This window comes from Terriglobales bacterium (assembly GCA_035691485.1).
Lineage (GTDB): Bacteria > Acidobacteriota > Terriglobia > Terriglobales > Acidobacteriaceae > JAIQGF01.
The window spans coordinates 237,863-258,958 of the sequence record DASSIZ010000069.1; the positions used below are offsets into that span (position 1 = coordinate 237,863).

At 60.3% G+C, this 21,096-nt stretch carries 20 protein-coding genes; 7 read left to right on the plus strand and 13 right to left on the minus strand.

The window, feature by feature from the left end; genetic code table 11:
- Positions 1-67 precede the first annotated feature (67 nt).
- The gene (locus tag VFI82_09495; protein ID HET7184909.1) at positions 68-850 is read left to right on the plus strand and encodes a GAF domain-containing protein; all 783 of its coding nucleotides are present in this window, start codon (positions 68-70) and stop codon (positions 848-850) included.
- An 18-nt stretch (positions 851-868) separates the two neighbouring features.
- On the opposite strand, the gene VFI82_09500 is transcribed toward VFI82_09495, so the two are convergent.
- From VFI82_09500 to VFI82_09535, 8 genes are all read right to left on the minus strand, one after another.
- Positions 869-1,453 (minus strand): MEDS domain-containing protein, encoded by a 585-nt coding sequence (locus VFI82_09500; GenBank protein ID HET7184910.1) that lies wholly within the window; start codon positions 1,451-1,453, stop codon positions 869-871.
- A 73-nt stretch (positions 1,454-1,526) separates the two neighbouring features.
- Positions 1,527-1,769, minus strand: a complete 243-nt coding sequence (locus VFI82_09505) for a zf-HC2 domain-containing protein (protein ID HET7184911.1) — start codon at positions 1,767-1,769, stop codon at positions 1,527-1,529.
- 1 nt (position 1,770) lies between these two features.
- Positions 1,771-2,388, minus strand: coding sequence for a sigma-70 family RNA polymerase sigma factor (locus tag VFI82_09510; protein ID HET7184912.1), 618 nt, complete (start codon positions 2,386-2,388; stop codon positions 1,771-1,773).
- A gap of 6 nt (positions 2,389-2,394) precedes the next feature.
- Complete coding sequence (locus VFI82_09515; protein ID HET7184913.1) at positions 2,395-2,814, minus strand: hypothetical protein; 420 nt, start codon at positions 2,812-2,814, stop codon at positions 2,395-2,397.
- A gap of 42 nt (positions 2,815-2,856) precedes the next feature.
- Positions 2,857-3,321, minus strand: coding sequence for a LytTR family DNA-binding domain-containing protein (locus VFI82_09520; GenBank protein HET7184914.1), 465 nt, complete (start codon positions 3,319-3,321; stop codon positions 2,857-2,859).
- 304 nt (positions 3,322-3,625) lie between these two features.
- Complete coding sequence (locus VFI82_09525; GenBank protein ID HET7184915.1) at positions 3,626-4,825, minus strand: aminotransferase class V-fold PLP-dependent enzyme; 1,200 nt, start codon at positions 4,823-4,825, stop codon at positions 3,626-3,628.
- 106 nt (positions 4,826-4,931) lie between these two features.
- Positions 4,932-5,216, minus strand: coding sequence for a hypothetical protein (locus VFI82_09530; GenBank protein ID HET7184916.1), 285 nt, complete (start codon positions 5,214-5,216; stop codon positions 4,932-4,934).
- 28 nt (positions 5,217-5,244) lie between these two features.
- Positions 5,245-8,142, minus strand: coding sequence for an FAD-linked oxidase C-terminal domain-containing protein (locus tag VFI82_09535; GenBank protein ID HET7184917.1), 2,898 nt, complete (start codon positions 8,140-8,142; stop codon positions 5,245-5,247).
- Between the two features lie 141 nt (positions 8,143-8,283).
- Here VFI82_09535 and VFI82_09540 point away from each other — a divergent pair, with 141 nt between their 5' ends.
- The gene (locus tag VFI82_09540) at positions 8,284-9,567 is read left to right on the plus strand and encodes an MFS transporter (GenBank protein HET7184918.1); all 1,284 of its coding nucleotides are present in this window, start codon (positions 8,284-8,286) and stop codon (positions 9,565-9,567) included.
- A 100-nt stretch (positions 9,568-9,667) separates the two neighbouring features.
- Positions 9,668-10,435, plus strand: a complete 768-nt coding sequence (locus tag VFI82_09545) for a phosphate ABC transporter substrate-binding protein (GenBank protein ID HET7184919.1) — start codon at positions 9,668-9,670, stop codon at positions 10,433-10,435.
- Positions 10,436-10,516: 81 nt separating this feature from the next.
- Here VFI82_09545 and VFI82_09550 read toward each other — a convergent pair whose 3' ends face one another.
- The 3 genes from VFI82_09550 to ligD all read right to left on the minus strand — a co-directional run bounded on the left by VFI82_09550 (position 10,517) and on the right by ligD (position 15,964).
- Entirely contained in the window at positions 10,517-11,215 is a 699-nt protein-coding gene (locus VFI82_09550) for a Crp/Fnr family transcriptional regulator (GenBank protein HET7184920.1), read from the minus strand.
- 210 nt (positions 11,216-11,425) lie between these two features.
- On the minus strand, positions 11,426-13,351 hold the full coding sequence (locus tag VFI82_09555; GenBank protein HET7184921.1) for a PAS domain S-box protein: 1,926 nt from the start codon (positions 13,349-13,351) through the stop codon (positions 11,426-11,428).
- Between the two features lie 141 nt (positions 13,352-13,492).
- Entirely contained in the window at positions 13,493-15,964 is a 2,472-nt protein-coding gene (ligD, locus tag VFI82_09560) for a DNA ligase D (protein HET7184922.1), read from the minus strand.
- Positions 15,965-16,041: 77 nt separating this feature from the next.
- On the opposite strand from ligD, the gene VFI82_09565 reads away from it, so the two are divergent.
- The 3 genes from VFI82_09565 to VFI82_09575 are packed head-to-tail and all read left to right on the plus strand — an operon-like array spanning position 16,042 to position 17,535.
- Complete coding sequence (locus VFI82_09565) at positions 16,042-16,905, plus strand: Ku protein (protein HET7184923.1); 864 nt, start codon at positions 16,042-16,044, stop codon at positions 16,903-16,905.
- Positions 16,906-16,914: 9 nt separating this feature from the next.
- Complete coding sequence (locus VFI82_09570; protein ID HET7184924.1) at positions 16,915-17,121, plus strand: hypothetical protein; 207 nt, start codon at positions 16,915-16,917, stop codon at positions 17,119-17,121.
- 33 nt (positions 17,122-17,154) lie between these two features.
- A complete protein-coding gene (locus VFI82_09575; GenBank protein ID HET7184925.1) occupies positions 17,155-17,535 on the plus strand; it encodes an EVE domain-containing protein in 381 nt (126 codons plus the stop codon).
- 188 nt (positions 17,536-17,723) lie between these two features.
- On the opposite strand, the gene VFI82_09580 is transcribed toward VFI82_09575, so the two are convergent.
- Both VFI82_09580 and VFI82_09585 read right to left on the minus strand, forming a co-directional pair.
- Positions 17,724-18,056 carry a YCF48-related protein gene (locus VFI82_09580; GenBank protein HET7184926.1) on the minus strand — a complete coding sequence of 111 codons (333 nt, stop codon included), beginning with the start codon at positions 18,054-18,056 and terminating at the stop codon, positions 17,724-17,726.
- Between the two features lie 709 nt (positions 18,057-18,765).
- Positions 18,766-19,773: a sigma-70 family RNA polymerase sigma factor gene (locus tag VFI82_09585; GenBank protein HET7184927.1), complete on the minus strand. Its 1,008-nt coding sequence runs from the start codon at positions 19,771-19,773 to the stop codon at positions 18,766-18,768.
- 127 nt (positions 19,774-19,900) lie between these two features.
- On the opposite strand from VFI82_09585, the gene VFI82_09590 reads away from it, so the two are divergent.
- The gene (locus VFI82_09590) at positions 19,901-20,320 is read left to right on the plus strand and encodes a PilZ domain-containing protein (GenBank protein ID HET7184928.1); all 420 of its coding nucleotides are present in this window, start codon (positions 19,901-19,903) and stop codon (positions 20,318-20,320) included.
- Positions 20,321-21,096 lie beyond the last annotated feature (776 nt).

Sequence of the window (21,096 nt, forward strand, 5' to 3'; positions counted from 1 at the left end):
GGTGAACTATGTTGCTAAAGCTGTTTGCTTCAAGAATAAATTTTGCGGTCCAGGGAAAAAAGCGGAAATGCCGGCCACCAAGCTTCGGGATGTTACCTTCCTGCAGCTGCGCGATTCTATTCTGTGCAGCGATTGCGAACTTATCAGCTATAACAACACCGCGCAGTGTCTTGCCTGCGGCAGCACTGCAGTACTGAGCCTGTCGCGGGTGCTCGGAGGATCGTTGCGGGGAGAACAGTGCGCCCGCGTGGTCAAACAGCGGCCCGCCAATGTAATAGAAATGGCGCATCGTCCGGCAGTCAACGACGGCCTGGTGCAGCCGGCTTCCGGTTTTGCCGGCAAGTCAGCTTTGGCCGCAGAAGTTGCCGGGACTGCGCCCTTTGACTCCGCCATGAAAATGGTCGTCGAGCGCGGGTACCTCCTCAGCCGATCCGGTGGCGCCGCCATTGCCGCGAACCGCCGTGGACGCATGGTCTGCGAAGCGCGTATGGGTGCCCGATCGCCGGCGATCGGGACAGAAGTGCGCGGGGGGTTGTCGTCGCTGGCGGTGCAAAGCGCCCGTACGCTGCGCTGCGACCTCGCGGCGGACGATACTCGCGTTGATCCGGACACATGCCGGGAGCTGGGAATCCAGTCGATGGTCGCCGCTCCCGTCACCAACATGGACCGGGTACTCGGGCTGATTACGGTAGTATCGCCGCAGCCCTACGCGTTCGACGATCGCGATGTCGCGGTGGCGCAGTGGCTGGCAGGCTTGATGACGGTGGTCTTTACCGGCGTCGCGGCGGACCCGGACCTGTCTTTCATAGCCCAGTCCACCACCCGGGCTGAGCTGGCCGGAAACATGTAGACCCGGGTTATGCAGGTATCAGGCGGCGTATTTCGATACTTCAGGACGTACCGGCAAAGCCCGATCTTGCAGAATGTGAGAATGGGCGCTGCACACCGCTGCAACATCGGAGTCGTCGGTAAAGAGCGAGCGAGGATAGGCGCAGTGCAGGTGGAAAGTGCGGTCGTTCAGGGTGGCGTTCCAGAGATCTTCCAACTGTAGAGCAGCTTGCTTGTTTCCCTGCTCCCACAGGACCGCGACCATCTCGCCAAAGACCGTCAGGCCATGCGACTTGCTGCGAGCGCGCCCGCGGGAATCGGCCAGCAACTGGCCGATCGAGAGAGTGAACAATCCAGAATCCGGCAAGCCTTTGACCATGAACGAGGAAAGAGCCTCGCGGGCGTCGACCATGCTGAAACGGCGTTCGCGCGCGTGGAGCCGCACGTCGACCTCGCTTTTGCGAAGTTCAGTGATGAGCTGATTGCGGGTCTCGGCGGTAGCGACGATCAAGACAGCATCGCCGACGCGAAGACTGGAAGACACGATCCCGCACAACCGGGAAATCAGTGCAGACTGTTCGTTATAAATATGAACCGAATGAACGGCTGGCGCGCGCGCCGACATTAGGACACCCCAATAAGCTAGAGGTTGGATAACAAATTAAACTAAGGAGATGCTTGGGGTGTAGCGGAATTATTTAGCGGCTGGAGGCAAGGTGGGCGGCCAGCTTTCCGTAGAGGCGCTTGCCGAAATCGGCCGGGATGGCGAAGGCGCGGTTGTCACCGATGAGGACCAACATGTTGTGGGTGCTGTCAATGAGAGCGGCGCAATGGCGGCAGCTGGCGAAGTGCCGCTCCATGCGCTCGCGGAGGCGCGGGTCGACGTCATTGTCCAAATAGTTCGAGATCTCGCGCCAGATCTCGTGGCAGCTTACTTCCACCTTATTTCTCCTTCCGTTTGAGATGCCAGCCACTCAGTTCGGTAACAAGACGGTCGCGCATCTGCAGCCTGGCGCGCAGCAGGCGAACCTTCACATTGCCGGGTGTTATTCCGAGGACCTCCGCGGTTTCAGCGACGTTGAGAAGCTGGACGTCGCGCAGCACCAGCACTTCACGATATTTTTCATCGAGCGCGGCCAGGGACCGGGCAAGGGCGACGCGGAGTTCCTGCCGTTCCAGGGCCTGGGACGGAATTTCACGCCAATCGCGCAATTGCAGCGGGACGTAATCGGGATCATCCGGCGCGGTCGCGTCCAGCGATTCGAAGCGGGCGCGCTGGCGGGAGCGCAGCCGCATGCGCGCCTCGTTCATGGCAATGGTGATCAGCCACGTGCCGAAGCGGGCGTCGCCGCGGAACTGATGCAGGCTGCGAAACGCCTTAAGCACCGTTTCCTGGGCAACGTCCTCAGCCTCGGATGGCTCCTGCAGGATGGAATACGCCGTAACGTAGATAGCGCGCTCGTGGGGGCGAACCAGATCGTAGAAAGCATTGGAATCCCCGGCACGGACACGATTGATCAGCGCCTGCTCATCGGACCCGGGTTGAGGCTGGGCGGCCACTCCTAATTAATGATGCCAACCCGGATAAACGCTGGGATGGAAGATCAGTTCGACGATCACCATGAACAGCGTGAGCACGGAGAAGACCACGACGACGTGGTTGCGCAGCTTGTCGCGGAAGCGAAGTGGCCGCATCCGCCATTGCGCTTCGGGCTTATTGCGAAGGCGGTAGGCGTTCCGGATCACCACCAGGTTGAAGATGGAACCAAGGGTAGCAAGGGCGAGCAGCGGCAGGCGCACAGGTTCGGAATGCAACCAGGATGCTCCCAAGACCATGCCGGTCGCCGCACCTGTCGTCAGAATCGAAATGCGGTTGGCGATAACGAAGATGGCGCAGCCGGTTTCGAACAACAACACAGGCAACGAACCGAGGACAATGGAAAGGCGCGGGACTTTGGTTTCCACATCCGGCTCAGAGACAGGCATGGCAGAAGCCGCTGGCGGAACAGTCGCTGACACGAGAATACCTCAACTTATCGGATGGTCAGGGGAAACAGAGGTCGCGAAAGTATTTCCGGAGCGGCTGCCCGGCTCCAACAGCAGTTTGCGAACGGCGGGCTGATAGCCGCGGCTCAAGGGTACTCGCGAACCATCGCGCAGCAGGACGCTCATGCTGCCGCGCGCCGGCATATGGAACTCCTGCACCCGCGCGAGGTTGACGATGGCGTTGCGGTGCACGCGCAGGAAGTGCCGCGGATCGAGCGACGATTCCACGTTCGACATGGTGGCCCGGACCAGGTGCGTGCCGGCGCCGACGTGGAGGCGAACGTAGTTGGCGGCCGATTCGATCCAGTCAACCTGGTCGGCCGGCACGGCAAAAACGCGCGCGTCAAGCTTGACGACAAATCTTTGCAGGTACTTTGGCTGAGCATCAGCGGGCGGAACATTGGGCTGATTCATGGAGGACCTCAGCGCGGAGTCAAGATGGTTCATGGCAATACCTCGTCCGCGGCGCCATCCTCGCAACCGCGGAAAGCTATCCTGTTCTAGTAGACCGCAAAAAAGAAAAAAGGTTACAGGGACGAGTTTGTAAAATCTTTTTTTACAATCGGATGGAAGGAATTTCGCCTTCCAATTCTTGAATTCTGCAACTTCGCAAGGCGCTCGAAAAAATGAAAATCGGAAGGTTGCCGGGCTGGGGTAAAGACGCCTCTTAGCCCGCAAACGACAGAACCAAGAAAAAGCCCACATTGGCCAACGAAGGTCAAATGTGGGCCATGGAAACGAGCGCTGGTTCTTACCTGGCGAGGGCGCCTTCTGCGGCTGGAACCGCCGGCTGGCTGAGCGCGTTCATCGCGGCTTGGACGCCGCCCGACTTATGCGGTACACCGGCGACACGCAAACCCATTTCGACGCCGGCCAGGGTGCCCATCAGCATCAGGTCGTTGAAGTCGCCAAGGTGCCCGATGCGAAAGACCTTGCCTTTCACCTTGCCGAGGCCGGTGCCCAGCGACATGTCGTACTTCTCCAGCGTCACTTTGCGGAAGTGGTCGGCGTCGTGGCCTTGCGGCATCAGGACAGCGGTGACCGAACTCGAATATTCGCGGGGATCAAAGGCGAGGTTCTCGAGTCCCCAGGCTTCGACGGCGGCGCGCGTCGCCGCGCCATGACGGTTGTGGCGCGCAAACACGTTGTCGAGACCTTCCTCGTGCAGCATGGCCATGGCTTCCTTCAAACCGTAGAGCAGCGTGGTCGCCGGGGTGTAGGGGAAGTAGCCGATGGCGTTGTCCTTGAGCATCTGCTGCCAGTCCCAATAAGAGCGGCTGAGGCGAGCGGTCCGGTTTGCGGCCAGGGCTTTTTCCGAAACCGAGTTGAATGCGAGACCTGGAGGAAGCATCAGGCCCTTTTGCGATCCGGCGACGACGACATCCACTTGCCAGGCATCTTGGTTGAGTTCACAAGACGCGAGCGAGGAGACGGCGTCGATCATGAACAGTGCCGGATGTTTTGCCGCGTCCATCGCCTTGCGAATTTCGGAAATGCGGTTGGTAACGCCGGTGGAGGTTTCATTGTGCACGACCATCACCGCCTTGAAGGCGTGGTTGCGGTCTTCGCGGAGGCGGCGCTCCATGTCCGCGGGGTCGACGCCGTGGCGCCAGTCACCGGGTACGAACTCGACTTCCAGCCCGTGGCGACGCGCGACCTGCTGCCACAGGGTGGCGAACTGCCCGGTTTCGTACATCAAAACCTTGTCGCCGGGAGAAAGGGTGTTAACAATGGCGGCTTCCCACCCGCCGCTGCCGGAAGACGGGAAGATGAAGACTTGGCCTGAAGTGCGGAAGATGGATTTCATGCCTTCCAGCACATCATGGCCGAGGCGGGCGAAGTCGGGACCGCGGTGATCCATGACGGCGGCGTGCATGGCGCGCTGGATGCGATCGGGCACGTTGGTGGGACCAGGAATTTGCAGAAAATGACGGCCGGGGCGATACGTCATGACCAGTGCCTCACGAGCAATGATTTGATGATGGCGAATCTCCTATTGCTGACATAGGAAGACAGAAAAAGCAAGGCATTTGGGGTTCTGCCTTCTGTTGCCGGGTTCACGGACAGGCGCGAATGTCATGTTTGCAGGCGACAGAGATCAGGACAAAAGCGCCGGGCCAATACAAGGCAAGCGGCGCACCGATCAGCAACCACAAGCCGCCTGCCCGGTACCGTATAACCGCGGCGACGACCAGCGCCAGCCACAGGGCCGCAAACCAGACGGAGTATCTCTCCGCGAAATTGAAGCCAAGAACCCACGGACCCGCGAATCCAACGCCTGCGGCCGCCAGGGAGGCAATCAGCAGGGGCCGGAGGTTGGCACTGGACCCGTCGTTGCTCATACGCTTTTTTCTCCTGCGGCAGTAGGGCTCAGACTATCAGCGCGGATTCCAGCACGCGGGCGACGTGGATGGCCGGACGGAGCGCCCCGGCTTCAATCTGGTGGCGGCAACTGGTGCCGTCAGCAACGATGAGCGCATTGGCAGGCGCTTTGCGAACGGCGGGAAGCAGGCTGCGCTCGGCCATTTTCATGGACACTTCGTAGTGCTCTTTCTCGTAGCCGAAGGCGCCGGCCATGCCGCAGCAGCTTGAATCGATCGTTCTCACCTCCAAGTTGGGAACAAGCCGAAGCGCGCTGACGACGGCGGGCATGGCGCCGAATGCCTTCTGGTGACAATGTCCGTGCAGGAAGGCGGTCTTAGGACCGTCGTCGCAAAACGCCAGGTTCAGTTTGTCTTTCACTTGGGCGAGGAATTCTTCCAAGAGGAGCGACTGCGCAGCGATGGCATCCACGGCTTTGCTTTTGAGCAACGCTTTCAGCTCGTCGCGAAAAGTGAGCAGGCAGGAGGGCTCGATGCCGATGATCGGCGTGCCGCGCTCCGCAAATGGCCCCAGCGTGGCGACCACCCGTGCCAGTTCTTCGCGCGCGGGATCGACCAGCCCGGCGCTGAGGAAGGTGCGGCCGCAACACAGCGGCCGGCCGGCGTCAGGCTCAATGACGTCGTAGCCGGCGGCCTCCAGGACGGCGCGAGCAGCGCGGGCGTTTTCGGGTTCGAAGTAGCGTGAGAAGCAATCGACGAAGAGCAGGGCTTCCCCGCTCTGCTTACGATTGTCGGCCCTAACCTGGGCAACAGCGCCACGACGGTAACCGTCGCTGCGCCAGGCAGGCAGCTTGCGGCGGGCGCTCAGGCCGGTGAACTTTTCCGTCATCGCGGCCAGTGCAGGGATTGAGTTGCGCAAATTCATCAAGGGAGCGAACCGGCTGACGACTGGCGCGTATCGCGGCAGATAGGCGGTCAGCTTGCTCCGCAGCGACACGCCTTTACGTTTGTGCCACTGTTGGAGGAACTCGATCTTCATGCGCGCCATGTCCACGCCGGTGGGACACTCGCGGCGGCAGGCCTTGCAGCCGACGCACAGATCCATGGTGTCCTTCATGGCATCAGCGAACAGCGCGTCTGGGCCGAGTTGACCGCTCAGAGCGAGACGCAAGGTGTTAGCGCGGCCGCGGGTCACGTCTTTTTCGTCGCGGGTCGCCATGTACGACGGACACATGACGCCATCCGCCTTGCGGCAGGTTCCGTTGTTGTTGCACATTTCGGCCGCGCCCAACAGGCCGCCCCACTCGGTCCAATCCAGTGCGGGTTCGATCGGCAGTGCCGCATAATCGGGCTTGAAGCGAAACAGACTGCGGTCGTCAAAGCGAGGTGCGCGGACAATCCGGCCGGGATTGAACATCCCGCCAGGATCAAAAGTGTCCTTGACGGTTTCGAAGGCGCGCACCAGGCGCTCCCCGAACATGACATTGTGGAATTCGGAGCGCGAGATGCCATCCCCGTGCTCGCCCGAGTGCGAACCTTTGTAATCGCGCACGATGGCAAACGCTTCTTCCGCGATCTGGCGCATCTTCCTGATGTCGGCCGGGTCCTTCATGCTGAGCACCGGGCGGATATGCAGGCAGCCCACCGAGGCGTGCGCGTACATGATTCCGTCGGTCGCGTGGCGGGCAAAAAGACTGCGCAGGCGATCGGTATATTCGGCAAGGTCCTCGAGAGGGACGGCACAGTCTTCCATGAACGACACCGGCTTACCGTCGCCCTTCATGGACATCATGATGGCAAACCCCGCCTTGCGCATGGCGCCGGTTTCGGCCTGGGTGGCCGCATCGGCAGCACGCACCACAGAATTCGAGAAGCCATGGTCGGCAAGCAACTGTTCCAGCCGGTCGATTGATTCCAGCAGCGGCGCCTGTTCCTCGCCCGAGAACTCTACGAAGAGCAGCGCGTCGGGGTCACCCTGGGCAATGCGATCAATGATGGAGCGGAAGGTCGCGATGGGACGCGCCAGGTCCAGCATGGCGCGATCGATCAGTTCCACCGCCGACGGATTCAAGGTGACGATGCGCCGGACCATGTCCATCGAGTCGTGAAAACGCTGAAAGCGGCATATCGCCTGGACGCGGTGCTTCGGAATGCGGTGCAACTGGAGCTTGATCCTGGTGAAAAATCCGAGCGTGCCTTCGGAACCGACGAGAATCTTCGCCAGGTTCAGGCGCTCGTCGCCCATCATGTGCAGGTTGTACCCGCCAACTTTACGCAGCACCTTGGGGACGCGCGCAGCGATGTCGGCCGCGTAATTTGAGTACAGCGCTCGCAGGCTGCGAGCGATTTCGGCAGCCCGCGCGGGAGTGCCGTTGAAGGGCTCCGGAATTTCGCCGAACAGCACGCGCGATCCGTCGGCCAGCACGGTCTCAATCTCCAAAACATTGTGCACCATGATGCCGTATTGGATGGACCGCGTACCGGCGGAATTATTGCCGGTCATGCCGCCGATGGTGGCGCAGTTCGAGGTGGAAGGGTCAACGGCAAAATACCATCCGGTCGGTTTCAGCTTGGCGTTGAGGTGATCCAGGACAATGCCCGGCTGGACGACGGCGGTGCCGCGTTCGGTGTCGAGTTCAAGCACCTGGTTCATGCAGCGGGTCGTATCGAGGACCAGCGCCTGGTTAACGGTCTGGCCGTTTTGCGAGCTGCCGGCGCCGCGGGGGAGGACGGGAATTTTTTCCTCCCGGGCGATGCCGATGGCAGCTTCGACGTCGGCGGTGTCGCGCGGCAGGGCGACGCCGATGGGCTCGATCTGGTAGATGGAAGCGTCGGTGGAATAGCGCCCGCGGGTAAAGGGGTCGAACAGGACTTCCCCGCGCAGCGCCTGGCGCAAGCGCGCCTCAAGAGCGGGATCGCCGATTCTGTTGCCGACGGGACTGCTCACATCCGCCTGCCGATTCTGGGATCGCAACAAGATCGCAGCATAGCAAAAAACCGCTTGCCTGCTCTGGAAAAGAGGCACATCATACTCAGCCCGTCAGACCGTGTGATACACGATATTCGCAAATATTAGGAGAAACCCATCATGCGTCCACGCGTCTTCCGCGCCAGCAACGTGGTGCTAGGACTGCTTTGCCTGATGTATTTCCTGACCTACGTTGACCGGGTCAATATCAGTACCGTGGTTGCGTCCAGCCAGTTCCTGAAAGAAATTCCGCTCACCAAGGTGCAGATCGGGCTGGTGTTCTCGGCGTTTGCCTATCCGTATCTGTTGTTCCAGATCATCGGCGGATGGGTCGCCGATAAGTTTGGACCGCGAAAAGCGCTGACCATCTGCGGATTGATCTGGGCGGGCGCCACCATCGTCACCGGACTTGTCCACGGACTGGTGGCCCTGTTTGTCGCCAGAGTCATTCTGGGATTTGGCGAGGGCGCAACATTCCCGACCGCGACGCGAGCCATGTCGTACTGGGTCTCGAAGGAGCGTCGCGGGTTTGCGCAGGGATTCACGCACGCCTTTTCGCGCTTGGGCAATTCCCTGACGCCATGGGTGGTGGCGACGCTGATCGCGGCCATTTCGTGGCGCGCTTCTTTCTTAATCATCGGCGGCATCAGCACGTTCTGGGCGCTGGCATGGGGACTGTATTTCCGCGACAAGCCCGGCGATCACCCCGGCATCACCCAGGAAGAATTGGCGACGCTGCCCACGCCGGCGACCAAGGCCAAGGTACAGGTGCCTTGGGGACCGCTGATCAAGCGCATGGCGCCCGTCACGGTGGTGTACTTCTGCTACGGCTGGATCTTGTGGCTGTTCCTGAGCTGGATTCCTTCCTTCTTCAAAGGGCAGTTCCACCTCGATCTCAAGAAAACCGCCATCTTCGCCTCCGGCGTGTTCTTCGCCGGCGTGGTGGGCGACACGCTGGGCGGAATTGTCAGCGACAAGCTGTTCGAGAAGACCAAAAGCCCCCGGTTCGCGCGCTGCAACATGGTGGCCGTGATGATGTTCCTGTGCGGGGTGGCGATGGTGCCGCTCATGTACACGCGCAACATCAACTTCGTGGCGTGGGCTCTGACCTTCGGCTTCTTCTTCGCCGAGATGACGATCGGGCCGATGTGGGCGATCCCCATGGACATCGCGCCGAAATTCGCGGGCACGGCCAGCGGCTTGATGAACACTGGATCAGCGCTGGCGGCGATCGTTTCGCCGGTGGTCGGCGGTTACCTCATCCAGCGGACGGGCAACTGGACGCTGCCATTCAAAGTGTCGATCGTCGTGATCCTGGTGGGAGCGGCGCTGTCGTTCACCATGCATCCGGAGCGCCAGTTCACGGAGGAAGCCTCGCCGGTCGCCGTACCGGCCGGGAGATGATCCGGTGTGGCATAGGAGAAGTTTGCGAGATCCGCTACTACTGGGGGTGCTGACGGGATCGCTGATCACGGCGGCTATGGGCGGAACCATGCAACAGACAATGTCGGAGACGAGAAGCGACGCGGACAAAGCGGGTACGCGCACCCTGAGCTACGAGGGCGCAACCACCATCGGAACCAAGATCATGCCGGAAGCAGCAAAGCTGTTCGCGGCGCGCACCGGCGTGACCTTCAGCCAGATCGGAGGTGCGGGCGCGGATGCGGGGTTCAAGGCGGCCGAGGAGCGCCGGGTGAACTTCGGTGGCGTGGCACGCGAACTGACGCCCGAGGAAAAAGCCAAAGTTGCCGGCACAGCGGTCATCGGGTACGACGCCATGGGAGTGTTCGTCAACGACAAGAATCCGGTCAAGGCATTGACCCGCGCGCAACTGAAGGAGATCTTCACCGGGCGGACCACGAACTGGAAGACGTTCGGCGGAGCCGACGCGCCGATTACCGTGTATAGCGAAAAACTCTCGGGCGGCCGCGCGACCGTAAAGGCGTTCAAAGACATGGTGCTCGGAAGCGATAAGTACGGCCCGGTCAAGGAACTGGAAGACGCGACCGACTGCGTCAAGGACGTGGCCGCGGATGCGAACGGGATTGCCGCATCGTCCATGTCTTTCGCAATGGCCGGAGTGAGGGCGCTGGCATTGGATGGGGCGCCTCCGACGACGGCGGCGGTGCAGAATGGAACCTACCCGCTGAAGCGCCCGCTGATCCTGGTCACGAAAGATCCGCCGGCTGGGGAGGTGAAAGCATTCCTGGATTTCATGCTCACCCCGGAAGCGCAGGCGATCGTGGCGAAAAACTTTGTCGCGGCCAAGTAAGACGTCGCAACCTTGGCAAGAAAAAAGCGGCACGAGGTTCGCTCGCGCCGCTTGAATCAGGAGGATCGACGATGATCAGTATTAGGCCGGGACCATGGACTCGAGAGCCGAACGGTCGTGAATAATAAAGGTGGCGCCATTTTGTTCGATCAAGTGGCGCTTCTTGAATGCCGCCAGGGTCCGGGTAACGGTTTCGCGAGATGACCCAATCATCTGCGCCATCTCTTCGTGGGTGAGACCCAGTTTCATGCGGCCCGGTTGCCGGGGAGTGCTGTTCTTATCGAGGTTATCCACCAGGAATTTTGCCAGCTTGCCGCTGGCAGATTCCGCCAGCATCAGGTTGCGGACTTCGCGGCAGGTAAAGCTGTATTCTTTGCTCAGGCTCTCCGCCAGCCATAGCGCCAGGTCATTGTGGTTCTGCATGAGTCTTAACACGTCGGCGCGCTTGAGAAAGGCGATCTCGGATCCTTCCAGGGTTTCCGCCGTGGCTTCGTAGGCGTTGCCGGAAACGCATGCGCTGACGCCCAGCACGTCTCCCGCTTCCGCGATGCGCAGGATCAGGGTGCGCCCATCGCGCGAACTGACGGAAAGCTTCACCCGCCCGCGCAGGACGACGAACACGCCACGCGGCGCCTGTCCTTCAACAAAGAGAACGGCGTCGCTGGGATAGCTGGTCGTGAATTCCAGAGCTTCCAATTCCCGGACCAGCGCGGGAGACATGTCTTCGAAAACATCACCGAAGGTCGTGTTGCTGTGAACGGTTGCGATTGCGGTTGCCATGGTTGCCATCCCTCTCGCCATGGGATAGGGCAATCCGGCGGCCATTTCATTGGGCGCGGGACCGAATTGTGGAAGTCGCCATTAACCAGCTGAAAATACTGGGCCTTAGCGAATCCTGGGCGGAGTATTTGCCGGAACCGGACATCACAACCGGGTGGGTTATTTCGCACAGTGCTGTGTGATCTGGAGCACCGGGGGATGTAACAGGATTTATTTCTCGTCCAGCAGAGACCGCATCTTCGCGCCCAGGGCTTCGGCGGTGAAAGGTTTCGCCAGCAACGCCGTGCCGGCGCCAATTTCGCCGTATTGGGAGATCACGTCGCCGGAATAGCCTGACATGAGCAGCGTTCTCATCTTGGGTCGCAAGGCGACGACATGGTCCCGCAACGTCAACCCATTCATCTCGGGCATGACAACGTCGGTCACTAGCAGATGAATTTCGCGGTTGCTTCGCGCTATCTCGAGAGCGGCTTCCGCCGTGTCGGCGACCTGGACGGTGTAGCCCATGTCGCGCATCATCTCCGTTGTTACCTTCCGCAGCAGGGCGTGGTCCTCCACCAGCAGAACGGTTTCGCTGCCGCGGGACTTGGCGGCCGGGCGGCGCGTCGTGGCGGTTTCGGTACGATCGTAAACCCGCGGAAAGTAGATCTTAAAAGTCGTCCCCGTTCCCGGTTCGCTGTACAGCCAGATGTGACCGCCGCTCTGTTGGACGATGCCGTAGACGCTGGCCAGGCCTAGGCCGGTTCCCTTCTCCGGGGCCTTGGTGGTGAAGAACGGCTCGAAGACGCGGGCCTGGGTCGCTGCATCCATGCCCTTGCCGGTGTCAATCACGCTGAGGACGACATATTCTCCTGGCTGCACGCCGGCGTGGGTTTTGCCGTAGTTCTCATCCAGGTGTGCATTGGCCGACGCGATCCGAATCTCGCCGCCATTCGGCATGGCATCGCGGGCGTTGATGACGAGGTTCAAGAGCACCTGCTCGATCTGAGTGCGGTCCAGCCTCACGCGGCCCAACTCGGGATCGAGTTCGCTGCGCAGCCGAACGTCCTCGCCGAGGACGCGCAAAAGAATTTTCTCGGTCTCCCGGACTACCGCGTTGAGATCGAGAACCGTGGGCTGCAACACCTGCCGGCGGCTGATCGCCAACAGCTCGCGCGTTAAGGTGCCTGCGCTCGCGGCAGCCTGCAGAATGCCCTCGGCGCGTTCCCGGTTGGGACTTGAGGGTTCCAGGTCGGTCTGCATCATGAAGGCATAGCCGGTAATCACACCCAGCAAGTTGTTGAAGTCATGTGCGACGCCGCCGGCAAGGTGTGCGACGGCCTCGAGCCGCTGCGCTTTCTGAAATTGATCCTCGAGCTTGCGCCGGTCGGTGATGTCCTCGGCAACCACGTCCAAATATTCCGGACCGAAATCATCGCTACCGCGGCGGCCGGAGAGCCGCACGAACAGCGGGCTGCCGTCCTTGCGCTTCCACTCCACTTCCACGCCCTGGAAGTGCCGCTCTCGGCGAGCCAGTTCCAAGTGGGCGACGCGGTCGGCGGGGTTGCGATAGACATCATTGCCGATGCTCAGGCGCAGTAATTCGTGCTCGCGTTCGTAGCCGAGCATGTGCATCAGAGCAGGGTTGACCGCCAGGAACTGATCGTCCTCGACACCGGCGCGGTAAATTCCGTAAGGCGCATTTTCGACCAGGGAGCGGTACGCCTTTTCCTTTTCCAGCCGCCGGTTCAGCTTCCACAGCGCCTCCTCGCGCTCTTTGCGCTCGGTGACGTCGCGGATGGCGGCGATCACCATCGAGCTTCCGCTCGCCGTCAACGGGCTCAAGCTGATCTCGACCGGGAACTCGGTGTCGTCTTTGCGCAATCCATACAGGTCGAGCCCGGTCCCCATGGGCCGAACCCGGGCATTGTCATGGAAAGAGGCCCGGTGGTGTGGATGATTGCGGCGGAAACGCTCAGGAATCAGGATCTCGATCGGCTGGCCGGTCAACTCCGTGGCCGAGTACCCGAACAGTTTTTCGGTTTGTGCATTCGCGAGAATGATTCGCCCGCCGTCGTCAACAATGGCGACAGCGTCGGGAATTGCGTCGACAAAGGCCACGAAATTTGTTTCAAATTCAAAGGCGAGCCGCTTCATAGGGACTCAGGCGAGCAAAGGTAGCCAAGATTGTAAACCTAAAGGTCAACAATTGATATTCGTGTCCAGCCGATTAGCGGCGGCCCAGTGGGGACAGGTTTTGAGCGGCCGGAGGCAGTCCGAAGCACGCCGGGGCGGAAGTCACTTTTCGCGGCGAAGAAGCCGATCCAGACGCTGCATGGCCGTTTCCAGGCGCTGGGAATTGGAGAGCACAGGCGCGAAGATGTCGCCCAGGTGGTGGAAACGGGCGCGAACGTTGGCCAGCGTGAAATCCAGAGGAGAAAGCCCAGCCTTCACCTCGGCCCAGCGCAATGGAGTCGCGACCGGCGCCAGGTTGTGTGCCCGCAGAACGTAAGGCGCGGAGATGGTTTTGCCCCAGGAGATCTGCAGGTAATCAAAATAGACTTTTCCTTTTTCGCGTTGCGTGACCGCGCGCGGGGTGGTGAATAACTCGGGACGTTCGGCGATCACCATGCGCGCAATGATTTCGGCAAACGTGCGCACCTGCTCGTAGGTATAAATGGGCGCGATGGGAACGTAGACATGCATGCCATCTCCGCCGGTGGTTTTGGGATAGCCCTGCAGTTCAATTTCCTCCAGCTTTCGGCGAACCAGTTGCGCCGCCTCCACGATGCGATCGAAGCCGCAGTGGTAGGGATCAAGATCAAGCACGATGAAATCCGGACAATCCAGGGATCCCGCGCGGCTGAACCACGGGTTCTGGTCGATGCAGCCGAGATTGGCCAGATACAGGAGCGTAGCGTGATCGTCGCAAATCACGAATCGCTTGGGCGGCGCGTTCTCTTCGGCGGCGATTTTTTCGGTGCGCAGCCATGACGGGAACGAGGCCGGCGCGTCTTTCTGAAAGAAATATTCACCGTCGATGCCGTTGGGATACCGCTTCAGCGAGAGTGGCCTGCCGGCAAGGTGCGGCACCAGCAATGGCGCGACGTCGGAGTAGTAGTTGATGACGTCGCGCTTGGTGTAGCCATCGGCAGGGTAGAACACCTTCTTGAGATTGGTGAATTTCAGCTGCCGACCGTCGATCGTGGCGATGAATTCCGCCTTGCCCGCGGGCAGCAGCTTGGCGTCATTGGCTGGCGGGTTTGACGGCTCCTGACCAGATTCGCGCACGCAGTCGCGCGCTTCCAGGTCAGGCCGCATGCCGGCGAAAACCGGAGCCCGCAGATGATTGTCGGCGCCCCAACCGGTGTAGCGCACCGAGCACACCAGGCGCGGCAAAAGCCATGTTACTTCCCCGACATCGGGAGAAAGCGCGAGCTGGCTTTTCTTGCTTAACAGCGGCTGCAGTTGGGAGTGGATCTCGGCCAGCGATTTTTCTGTGAACCCGGTGCCGACATTGCCGGCCCAGGTCAGCGAGTCGTTGTCGTAGCAGCCCAGGACCAGCGAGGAGAACGGTTTTCGCCGGCCAACGGTGTAGCCGCAAATCACAAACTCGCTCTGCGTATCGAATTTCACTTTGACCCAGCAGCGGCTGCGGCCCGGCTCGTACTTGCTGTCGAGGCGCTTGGCAACCACGCCTTCCAGGCTGTGCTCGCGAGCAGCCTGCAGCACATCTTTGCCGGCGCCGGAAAAACACTCCGACAGGCGCAGATGCGGCCCCGTCCGCACCACGCTGCGCAACAATTTCTGACGCTCGCTGAGCGCGACATCGCGAAGATCGTATCCGTTGATATAGAGAAGATCGAAGGCAACCAGTGATACCGGCGCGCGATTCCGCGTTTCGACGGGCACGAAGCCGGTTCTTTGCTGCATCAGGCTGAAATTCGGCCGGCCGTCAGCTTCGAAGGCAACAATCTCGCAGTCAATGATGGCTGTATCGGCGGAGATGGACGCTGTCAATTCCTGCAGTTCGGGGAAATGTCCGTTCAGCAGGTGACCATTCCGCGACACAATTCGCAGCTTGCCCGCGGAGAAAAAGCACAGGCCGCGAAACCCGTCCCACTTGATCTCGTAGGCCCATTCACTCCCCTCAGGCAACGTCCGATCGAGAGTAGCCAGCATGGGTTCAATGCGATCCGGCATCGGCGCCGGCTTCGCTCCCACAACTTCCGGCAGATCCGCGATGCCCCCACGCACCGGTTCCAGATGATCTTCGGCATCCCACCCCACTTGCGCCGCGAAGTCCGGCTTCTTCAGCAGCAGCCACTCGTTCTTCTTGCTGTTCTTGATCCGCACCAGGGCGAAGTTGCCCATGAGCTTGTTGCCATGCAGTTGAAACTTGAAGTCGCCGCGCTCCAGTTGCTGCTCCGCATTCTGCTCGCCTAGCAGTTCGAACGTCCCCCGGTCCCACACTGTAACGACTCCGGCGCCGTAATTCCCTGCCGGAATAGTTCCCTCAAAATCGCCGTACTCCAGGGGGTGATCCTCGACGTGAACCGCCAGGCGCTTCTCCTTGGGGTCGAGCGTCGGGCCCTTGGGCACAGCCCACGACTTCAGAGCGCCGCCAATTTCCAGCCGCAAGTCGTAATGGAGCCGTCTCGAGGCATGACGGTGCACCACGAAACGGCTGGCGGCTGGTCCGGGCGTCCGGCCCTGGGGTTCGGGGGTCCGGGCAAAGTCGCGCTTACGGGAGTAGTCCTTCAGGGTCATAGGTGACTTGGAAATCCGCTGATTCCATGATACTTCTATTATCCCTTTCTCCCCCGAACGCTCTGGCGAGGTGAAGGATGGCATCCACTGTATGGAAGGGGCACCTCACGTTTGGATTGGTGTCTCTACCGGTAAAACTGTTCAGCGCTGCGCGCAGCGAGACGGTCAGTTTCAATCAACTGCACGCGGCTGATCACTCCCGCGTGAAGCAGGTCCTGTACTGCCAGGCCGAAGACAAGCCGGTTGCGCGCAACGAACTCGTGAAGGGTTACGAGTACGAAAAGGACAAGTATGTCGTCGTCAGCGAGGACGACATCAAAAAGGCGGCGCCGCCTTCCTCGCGCACCATGGAAATCCTGGAGTTCGTGAAGACCGAGCAGGTCGACACGGTGTACTACGAAAGCTCGTACTACATGGCGCCCGATGATGCCGGCGAGAAGCCGTACGCGCTGCTGTTTGAGGCGCTGCGACGCTCGGGATACGTCGGCATCGCGAAGATTGCGATGCACAACCGCGAGCACATCGTGATCCTGCGCCCCGGTCATCGCGGTCTCCTGCTGCACACCATGTATTACGAAGATGAAGTGCGCAAGGTGGAAGAATTCCGCACCGACGCGGGCTTGGTTAAAGACAAGGAACTTGAGCTGGCAATGACGCTGATCAATTCCCTCGCCGCCGATTTTGAGCCTGCCAAGTACAAGGATTCGTACCGCGAAAACCTGATGGCGATGATCAAAGCCAAGGTCGAAGGGCGGCAGGTGGTCGAGGCCCCGGCGGCACAGCAACTGGCGCCGGTGATTGACATCATGGAAGCGCTCAAGGCGAGCCTGGCCGCGGCCAAGAAGCCGGTGCGTTCGGTGGCCGCGGGAGAATCATCGTCTGCTTCTGAAAGTCGTTCGGAAAAGTCGAGGAAGGGCCGGAAATCCGCTGCCGGAGCCTGAGGTGATGTCATGAGCAATCACGATCAGTGGCTGGAGCAACAGGGCGGCGTTTACGACCAGCTGCCATCATGCCGCAAGTGTGGCTACGAATTGTGCGAGCACCTGCTATGCCGTCATTGTGACGGTTGCTTTGCCTGCGAAGAGGAAGAAGAGCAGGTTGCCAAGAAACCGCCGGTATCGATTCCGAGGCGCTCAGACCAGCGCAAGACCGGATAAAGCCGTTTCACCTTCTGGATCTCCGACTTGCCTATGCACTATCTGCTGAAAACTGAGCCTTCCGAATATTCCTTCGCGGATCTGCAGCGAGACAAGAGCACCACCTGGGACGGTGTGACCAACCCGGTCGCGCTGAAGAATTTGCGCGGCATGAAACCGGGCGATGATCTGATCATTTATCACACGGGCGACGAGCGCCGGACCGTAGGCACGGCCGCGGTGGAGAGCGTGGATGCCGGCAATCCGAAGACCCCACTCGTAAAAATCAAAGCTGGACGTGAGCTGGCTAAACCCACGTCGCTGGCGGAAATCAAGGCCCACCCCGCGTTTCGCGATTCTCCATTGCTGCGTCAGGGACGATTGTCAGTGGTCCCCCTGACCGACGCACAATACCGGATGCTCACAGGCGCATAGTTCTGAATGCTTGATCGGTGGGAGCTTGGGATTCCTCAGAGGCGGCAAGGGACCTGTCCCCACAGGTCCCCGTCCAAGGAGGATCCCCAGAAACGATGAGCAACCGGGGAATCTGACCTTCTGAATATCAAGAAGAGCCCGGCCCAGCAAATTACCGACGTAATGCCGAGCGGGTTTCTAAGAGCAGCCTACTTACGCGCTGATCGAAGTGCCCACGTCGCGCCCCCATCGACCGTGACCCAATTATCACCATTCTTGGTGATGAGCCAGCCGTGGCGCTCATCCATGAATGCGATTCGAGTAATGTCGTCTGTGAGCGTCTGGCCATTGGAGAACGGCGCCACCGCGGCCCAGGTCTGACCACCATCGGTAGAGTGGAACAAGCCGCCGGAGTCGCCACCCACCCATATATCCTGATTCTGAATCGATAAAGCCCGCAGCGGCGCTCGATGCGGAACCGCGATCGCGGTCCATGCACGGCCGCCATCGACCGACCTTTGCAACTCGCCGTTTTCTCCCACAGACATCATCGGACCGATGTATGCCGGCGCGCTGGGACCGGCCGGTTGAAGTGCCGGCGACGTTTCCGGAGTAACCGCCGGCGCGGGCGCTGGTAGGGGCGGCGCAGCGCTTGAAATTATGGAAGTCTGAAATGCTGTCTCTCCCCGAATCTTTCCCGGAACCGCCGGCCGGCTCTCGGCGGCAACCGCCGGATTGAACTCCGTCACCGATCCCGATGCGGGGACCTTAGCCAACTCGCGGGGCTTGGGGGCCGGAGACCGCAATGGTTCACGAGCAGCCTGGCTCGACTGAGCCACTGCGCTGGCCGGTGGCGATGCCATTGTGGCGCTTGGGGAGGGTTTTAGAGATGCCGACGTTGCAGCCGGCGGCTGGTGGCTGGTTGGCCCTATCCACAGAACGCTGACGACGACAGCGGCGGCAACGGATGCGGCGGCCCAACGAAGAGGCTCCCAAGCAAACCAGCGGCGGGAGGCAGGAACCGGTCTCGAGATCGGGGCGAGTGCCTGCTCGGGCACAACCAGGGCAACCACCCGATTGCATTCTGAACAACCGACAAGATGGTCCAAGACTTCCCGGCGATGGGTGGGTGTTATGGTGCCTTCAACAAATGCAGCCAGCATGCCCGGGTCCGGGTGCTCTCCCGGCTGTTGCGTACAGCTCAGGCGCCGCCGAGCAATCTCGGGGAACTCAAGCATCTTGTTGCCTCCATCAGCAGTCATCGTCAACCTTTGCCGTATCTGATCCCTGTGTAGGAGACGGAATAGTTTTGCCATCTTGCAAATTTTCTTGCAGGTGGGCGCGAACATCGGTCCGCAGGTCGCGGACATCGGTGACCAGGGCCTCATCCGCCTGGCGGCGGGTCATGCCCCGGCGCATCATGCCCTTAATGATTTGTTTTCTTATATCTACAGTGATCTTCTGAATGCGGCGGCTGACTGTGGATTCGTGCAGTTTCAGAACCCGGGAGATTTCGGCAAGGGTGCGGTCATGCAGAAAGAAGGAAGCGAGAATGTAGCGTTCCTCGGCATCCAGGTCGCTCAACGCTTCGTCAATCGCCTCTTCCAAGCGGGCATCGACGGTAGCGGGCAGCTCGAGAGCGGGTGCAGCCAGTTGCATTCCGTCTTCGGCTTCCTCTTCCAGGCTGATCAGGCGGTGCTCGCTGCGGTAGCGATCAATAAACGACCTGGCCATAATCGTCCGCAGCCAGCCCTCCAGGGAACCGTAGCCCATGTAGGAGTTCAGAGGAGTGGTTCCGTGAGAACCGGCCCCGCATAAATCGGCATAGAGGGAGTCCGCCAACTCGCGGCCGGCCACGTAATCCTTGGCAATCGCGATGCCGGCCTCGTAAAGCGGCTCCCGGAAGCGCGATAGGAAGGCGTCCCATGCGGTCTGGTTCCCCGCAGCACAGGCTCGTGCCAGCACAAGTTCTTGTACGTGTAGGGCAGAAAGGAATTCACGGAGGCGGGAATCGTCGCAATCCGGCTCGAGATACTTGTTCAGCGCTTCGGCTAAAAGGCCGGCAAATACGGGTTGGGAAAAGCCATAGCGCACAGCCTCGGAAGCGGCGAAGAGCTCAGAAACAAGCCGGTCCAGACCCGCAAGCCGGGCCATGACTGCCGTCTTGCCCGCGCCGGCGGCATCGCCAAGTTCCTGACCAGACGAGGTTTTGCGTGTGCCAGACATCCCCTCCGCCGATGTTACCAATTTTCTTTGCAAAATAGGCTATCTCACTCGTCTCCTCTGCAGGGAGCACGATAAGGACTTTATGGCAAAGCGGCGGATATGCGAAGATAAGGTGGGGACGGGCAAAGGCGCGGTTCGGTTAGTTGGATGGGGATCCTCCTTGCTGGACGAAGCATCTGACCCGTCTCCAAAGCCTTTTTCCGGAACCGCCATCTCCAACTGGGAGCCTTTGCCCGAGACGATCGTCGAGGGTGGCCGAGTCAGCCCCGAGGTCCGCAACCGTGTAAAGAGCGTGATGGAGCGCAATGATCGCCGGCGCCAGCGGCGATTAACGCAAGCGGCCGATGTTAATATCCAGCAATTTTCTTGCGATATTGGCGGTGTCATTTCCGCGGAAGTACTGAACTTCAGCCGAGGCGGCATCTGCATCGCCAGCCCGGTCCCGATGGTGGGCAACACCGTTGTGCAGTGCCAAATTGGCATGCTCGACCTGCACATCGCCATCCCGACGCTGATGCAAGTGGTGTGGGTGGAAGAAACAGGCGCGCAGTTCGAAATCGGATTGCGTTATCTATTCTAATCCGACGGGGCTGCTTGTAATCAAAAAGTCGGACCGGAAACTGGATCAGGTCTGGCTAAAGTATGTAGGCGAGGCCGCTACGATACTCGCCGGCGTGACCTCTCTGAACCCAGCGAACCTGGGCCATCGTGGGGATGGTGATCCGGAGATCGACCGAGATATCACAGCGAACTACGGCCGAATACGGCAACGGCACAGCAGTCGACAAGCATATGCCGCTCTCGCTGGCGTTGCGACTGACGCAGCCGATGGTAGATGAATTCTCGGAAATTTTTTGCCCGGCAGAAAGTTCCTGGATAGTGACGACCACGGTGAAAGGATATCTTTTGGTGCGGCGCTTCTCTTCAATCCCAGGATCAGCATTCATACTCGTGCCTACCGTATGACGTGCATTGTTCGATTGTTTGCCAGGCCAAACCATACGCGCCATCACCCGGCGTGAACGACCGTCAAAATAACTGTAGCAATTGGTCCCGTCAATAGAACAATAGAATTAGCCGCGTCGGCTAGGCAGGCATTGTTGCGCTTTGAGACTCGCTTCGGCTGCGTGTGGAAGTCGCGCGCTGAAAAACAGGTGCCGAGCGCGGGTGGCGCGTCGAAGTGGCGGCGGCTTACCTCATTAGCGTTCTGTCTGAATAAACGTGACCTTGTTGATCTCCTTCAGCGTGGTGATGCCGGCTTTTACTTTATCAAGCGCCGACTCGCGCAGGAAATGCATTCCTTCTTCGCGGGCGGCGCGGCGGATTTCCGAGGTTGGTTTGCGGTCCAGGATCATC

Coding starts and splice junctions, on each gene's coding strand:
- VFI82_09495 (HET7184909.1), top strand. CDS start 68: ATGCCGGCCACCAAGCTTCGGGATGTTACCTTCCTGCAGCTGCGCGAT.
- VFI82_09500 (HET7184910.1), bottom strand. CDS start 1,453: ATGTCGGCGCGCGCGCCAGCCGTTCATTCGGTTCATATTTATAACGAA.
- VFI82_09515 (HET7184913.1), bottom strand. CDS start 2,814: ATGCCTGTCTCTGAGCCGGATGTGGAAACCAAAGTCCCGCGCCTTTCC.
- VFI82_09520 (HET7184914.1), bottom strand. CDS start 3,321: ATGAACCATCTTGACTCCGCGCTGAGGTCCTCCATGAATCAGCCCAAT.
- VFI82_09525 (HET7184915.1), bottom strand. CDS start 4,825: ATGACGTATCGCCCCGGCCGTCATTTTCTGCAAATTCCTGGTCCCACC.
- VFI82_09530 (HET7184916.1), bottom strand. CDS start 5,216: ATGAGCAACGACGGGTCCAGTGCCAACCTCCGGCCCCTGCTGATTGCC.
- VFI82_09540 (HET7184918.1), top strand. CDS start 8,284: ATGCGTCCACGCGTCTTCCGCGCCAGCAACGTGGTGCTAGGACTGCTT.
- VFI82_09545 (HET7184919.1), top strand. CDS start 9,668: ATGTCGGAGACGAGAAGCGACGCGGACAAAGCGGGTACGCGCACCCTG.
- VFI82_09550 (HET7184920.1), bottom strand. CDS start 11,215: ATGGCAACCGCAATCGCAACCGTTCACAGCAACACGACCTTCGGTGAT.
- VFI82_09555 (HET7184921.1), bottom strand. CDS start 13,351: ATGAAGCGGCTCGCCTTTGAATTTGAAACAAATTTCGTGGCCTTTGTC.
- ligD (HET7184922.1), bottom strand. CDS start 15,964: ATGACCCTGAAGGACTACTCCCGTAAGCGCGACTTTGCCCGGACCCCC.
- VFI82_09565 (HET7184923.1), top strand. CDS start 16,042: ATGGCATCCACTGTATGGAAGGGGCACCTCACGTTTGGATTGGTGTCT.
- VFI82_09570 (HET7184924.1), top strand. CDS start 16,915: ATGAGCAATCACGATCAGTGGCTGGAGCAACAGGGCGGCGTTTACGAC.
- VFI82_09575 (HET7184925.1), top strand. CDS start 17,155: ATGCACTATCTGCTGAAAACTGAGCCTTCCGAATATTCCTTCGCGGAT.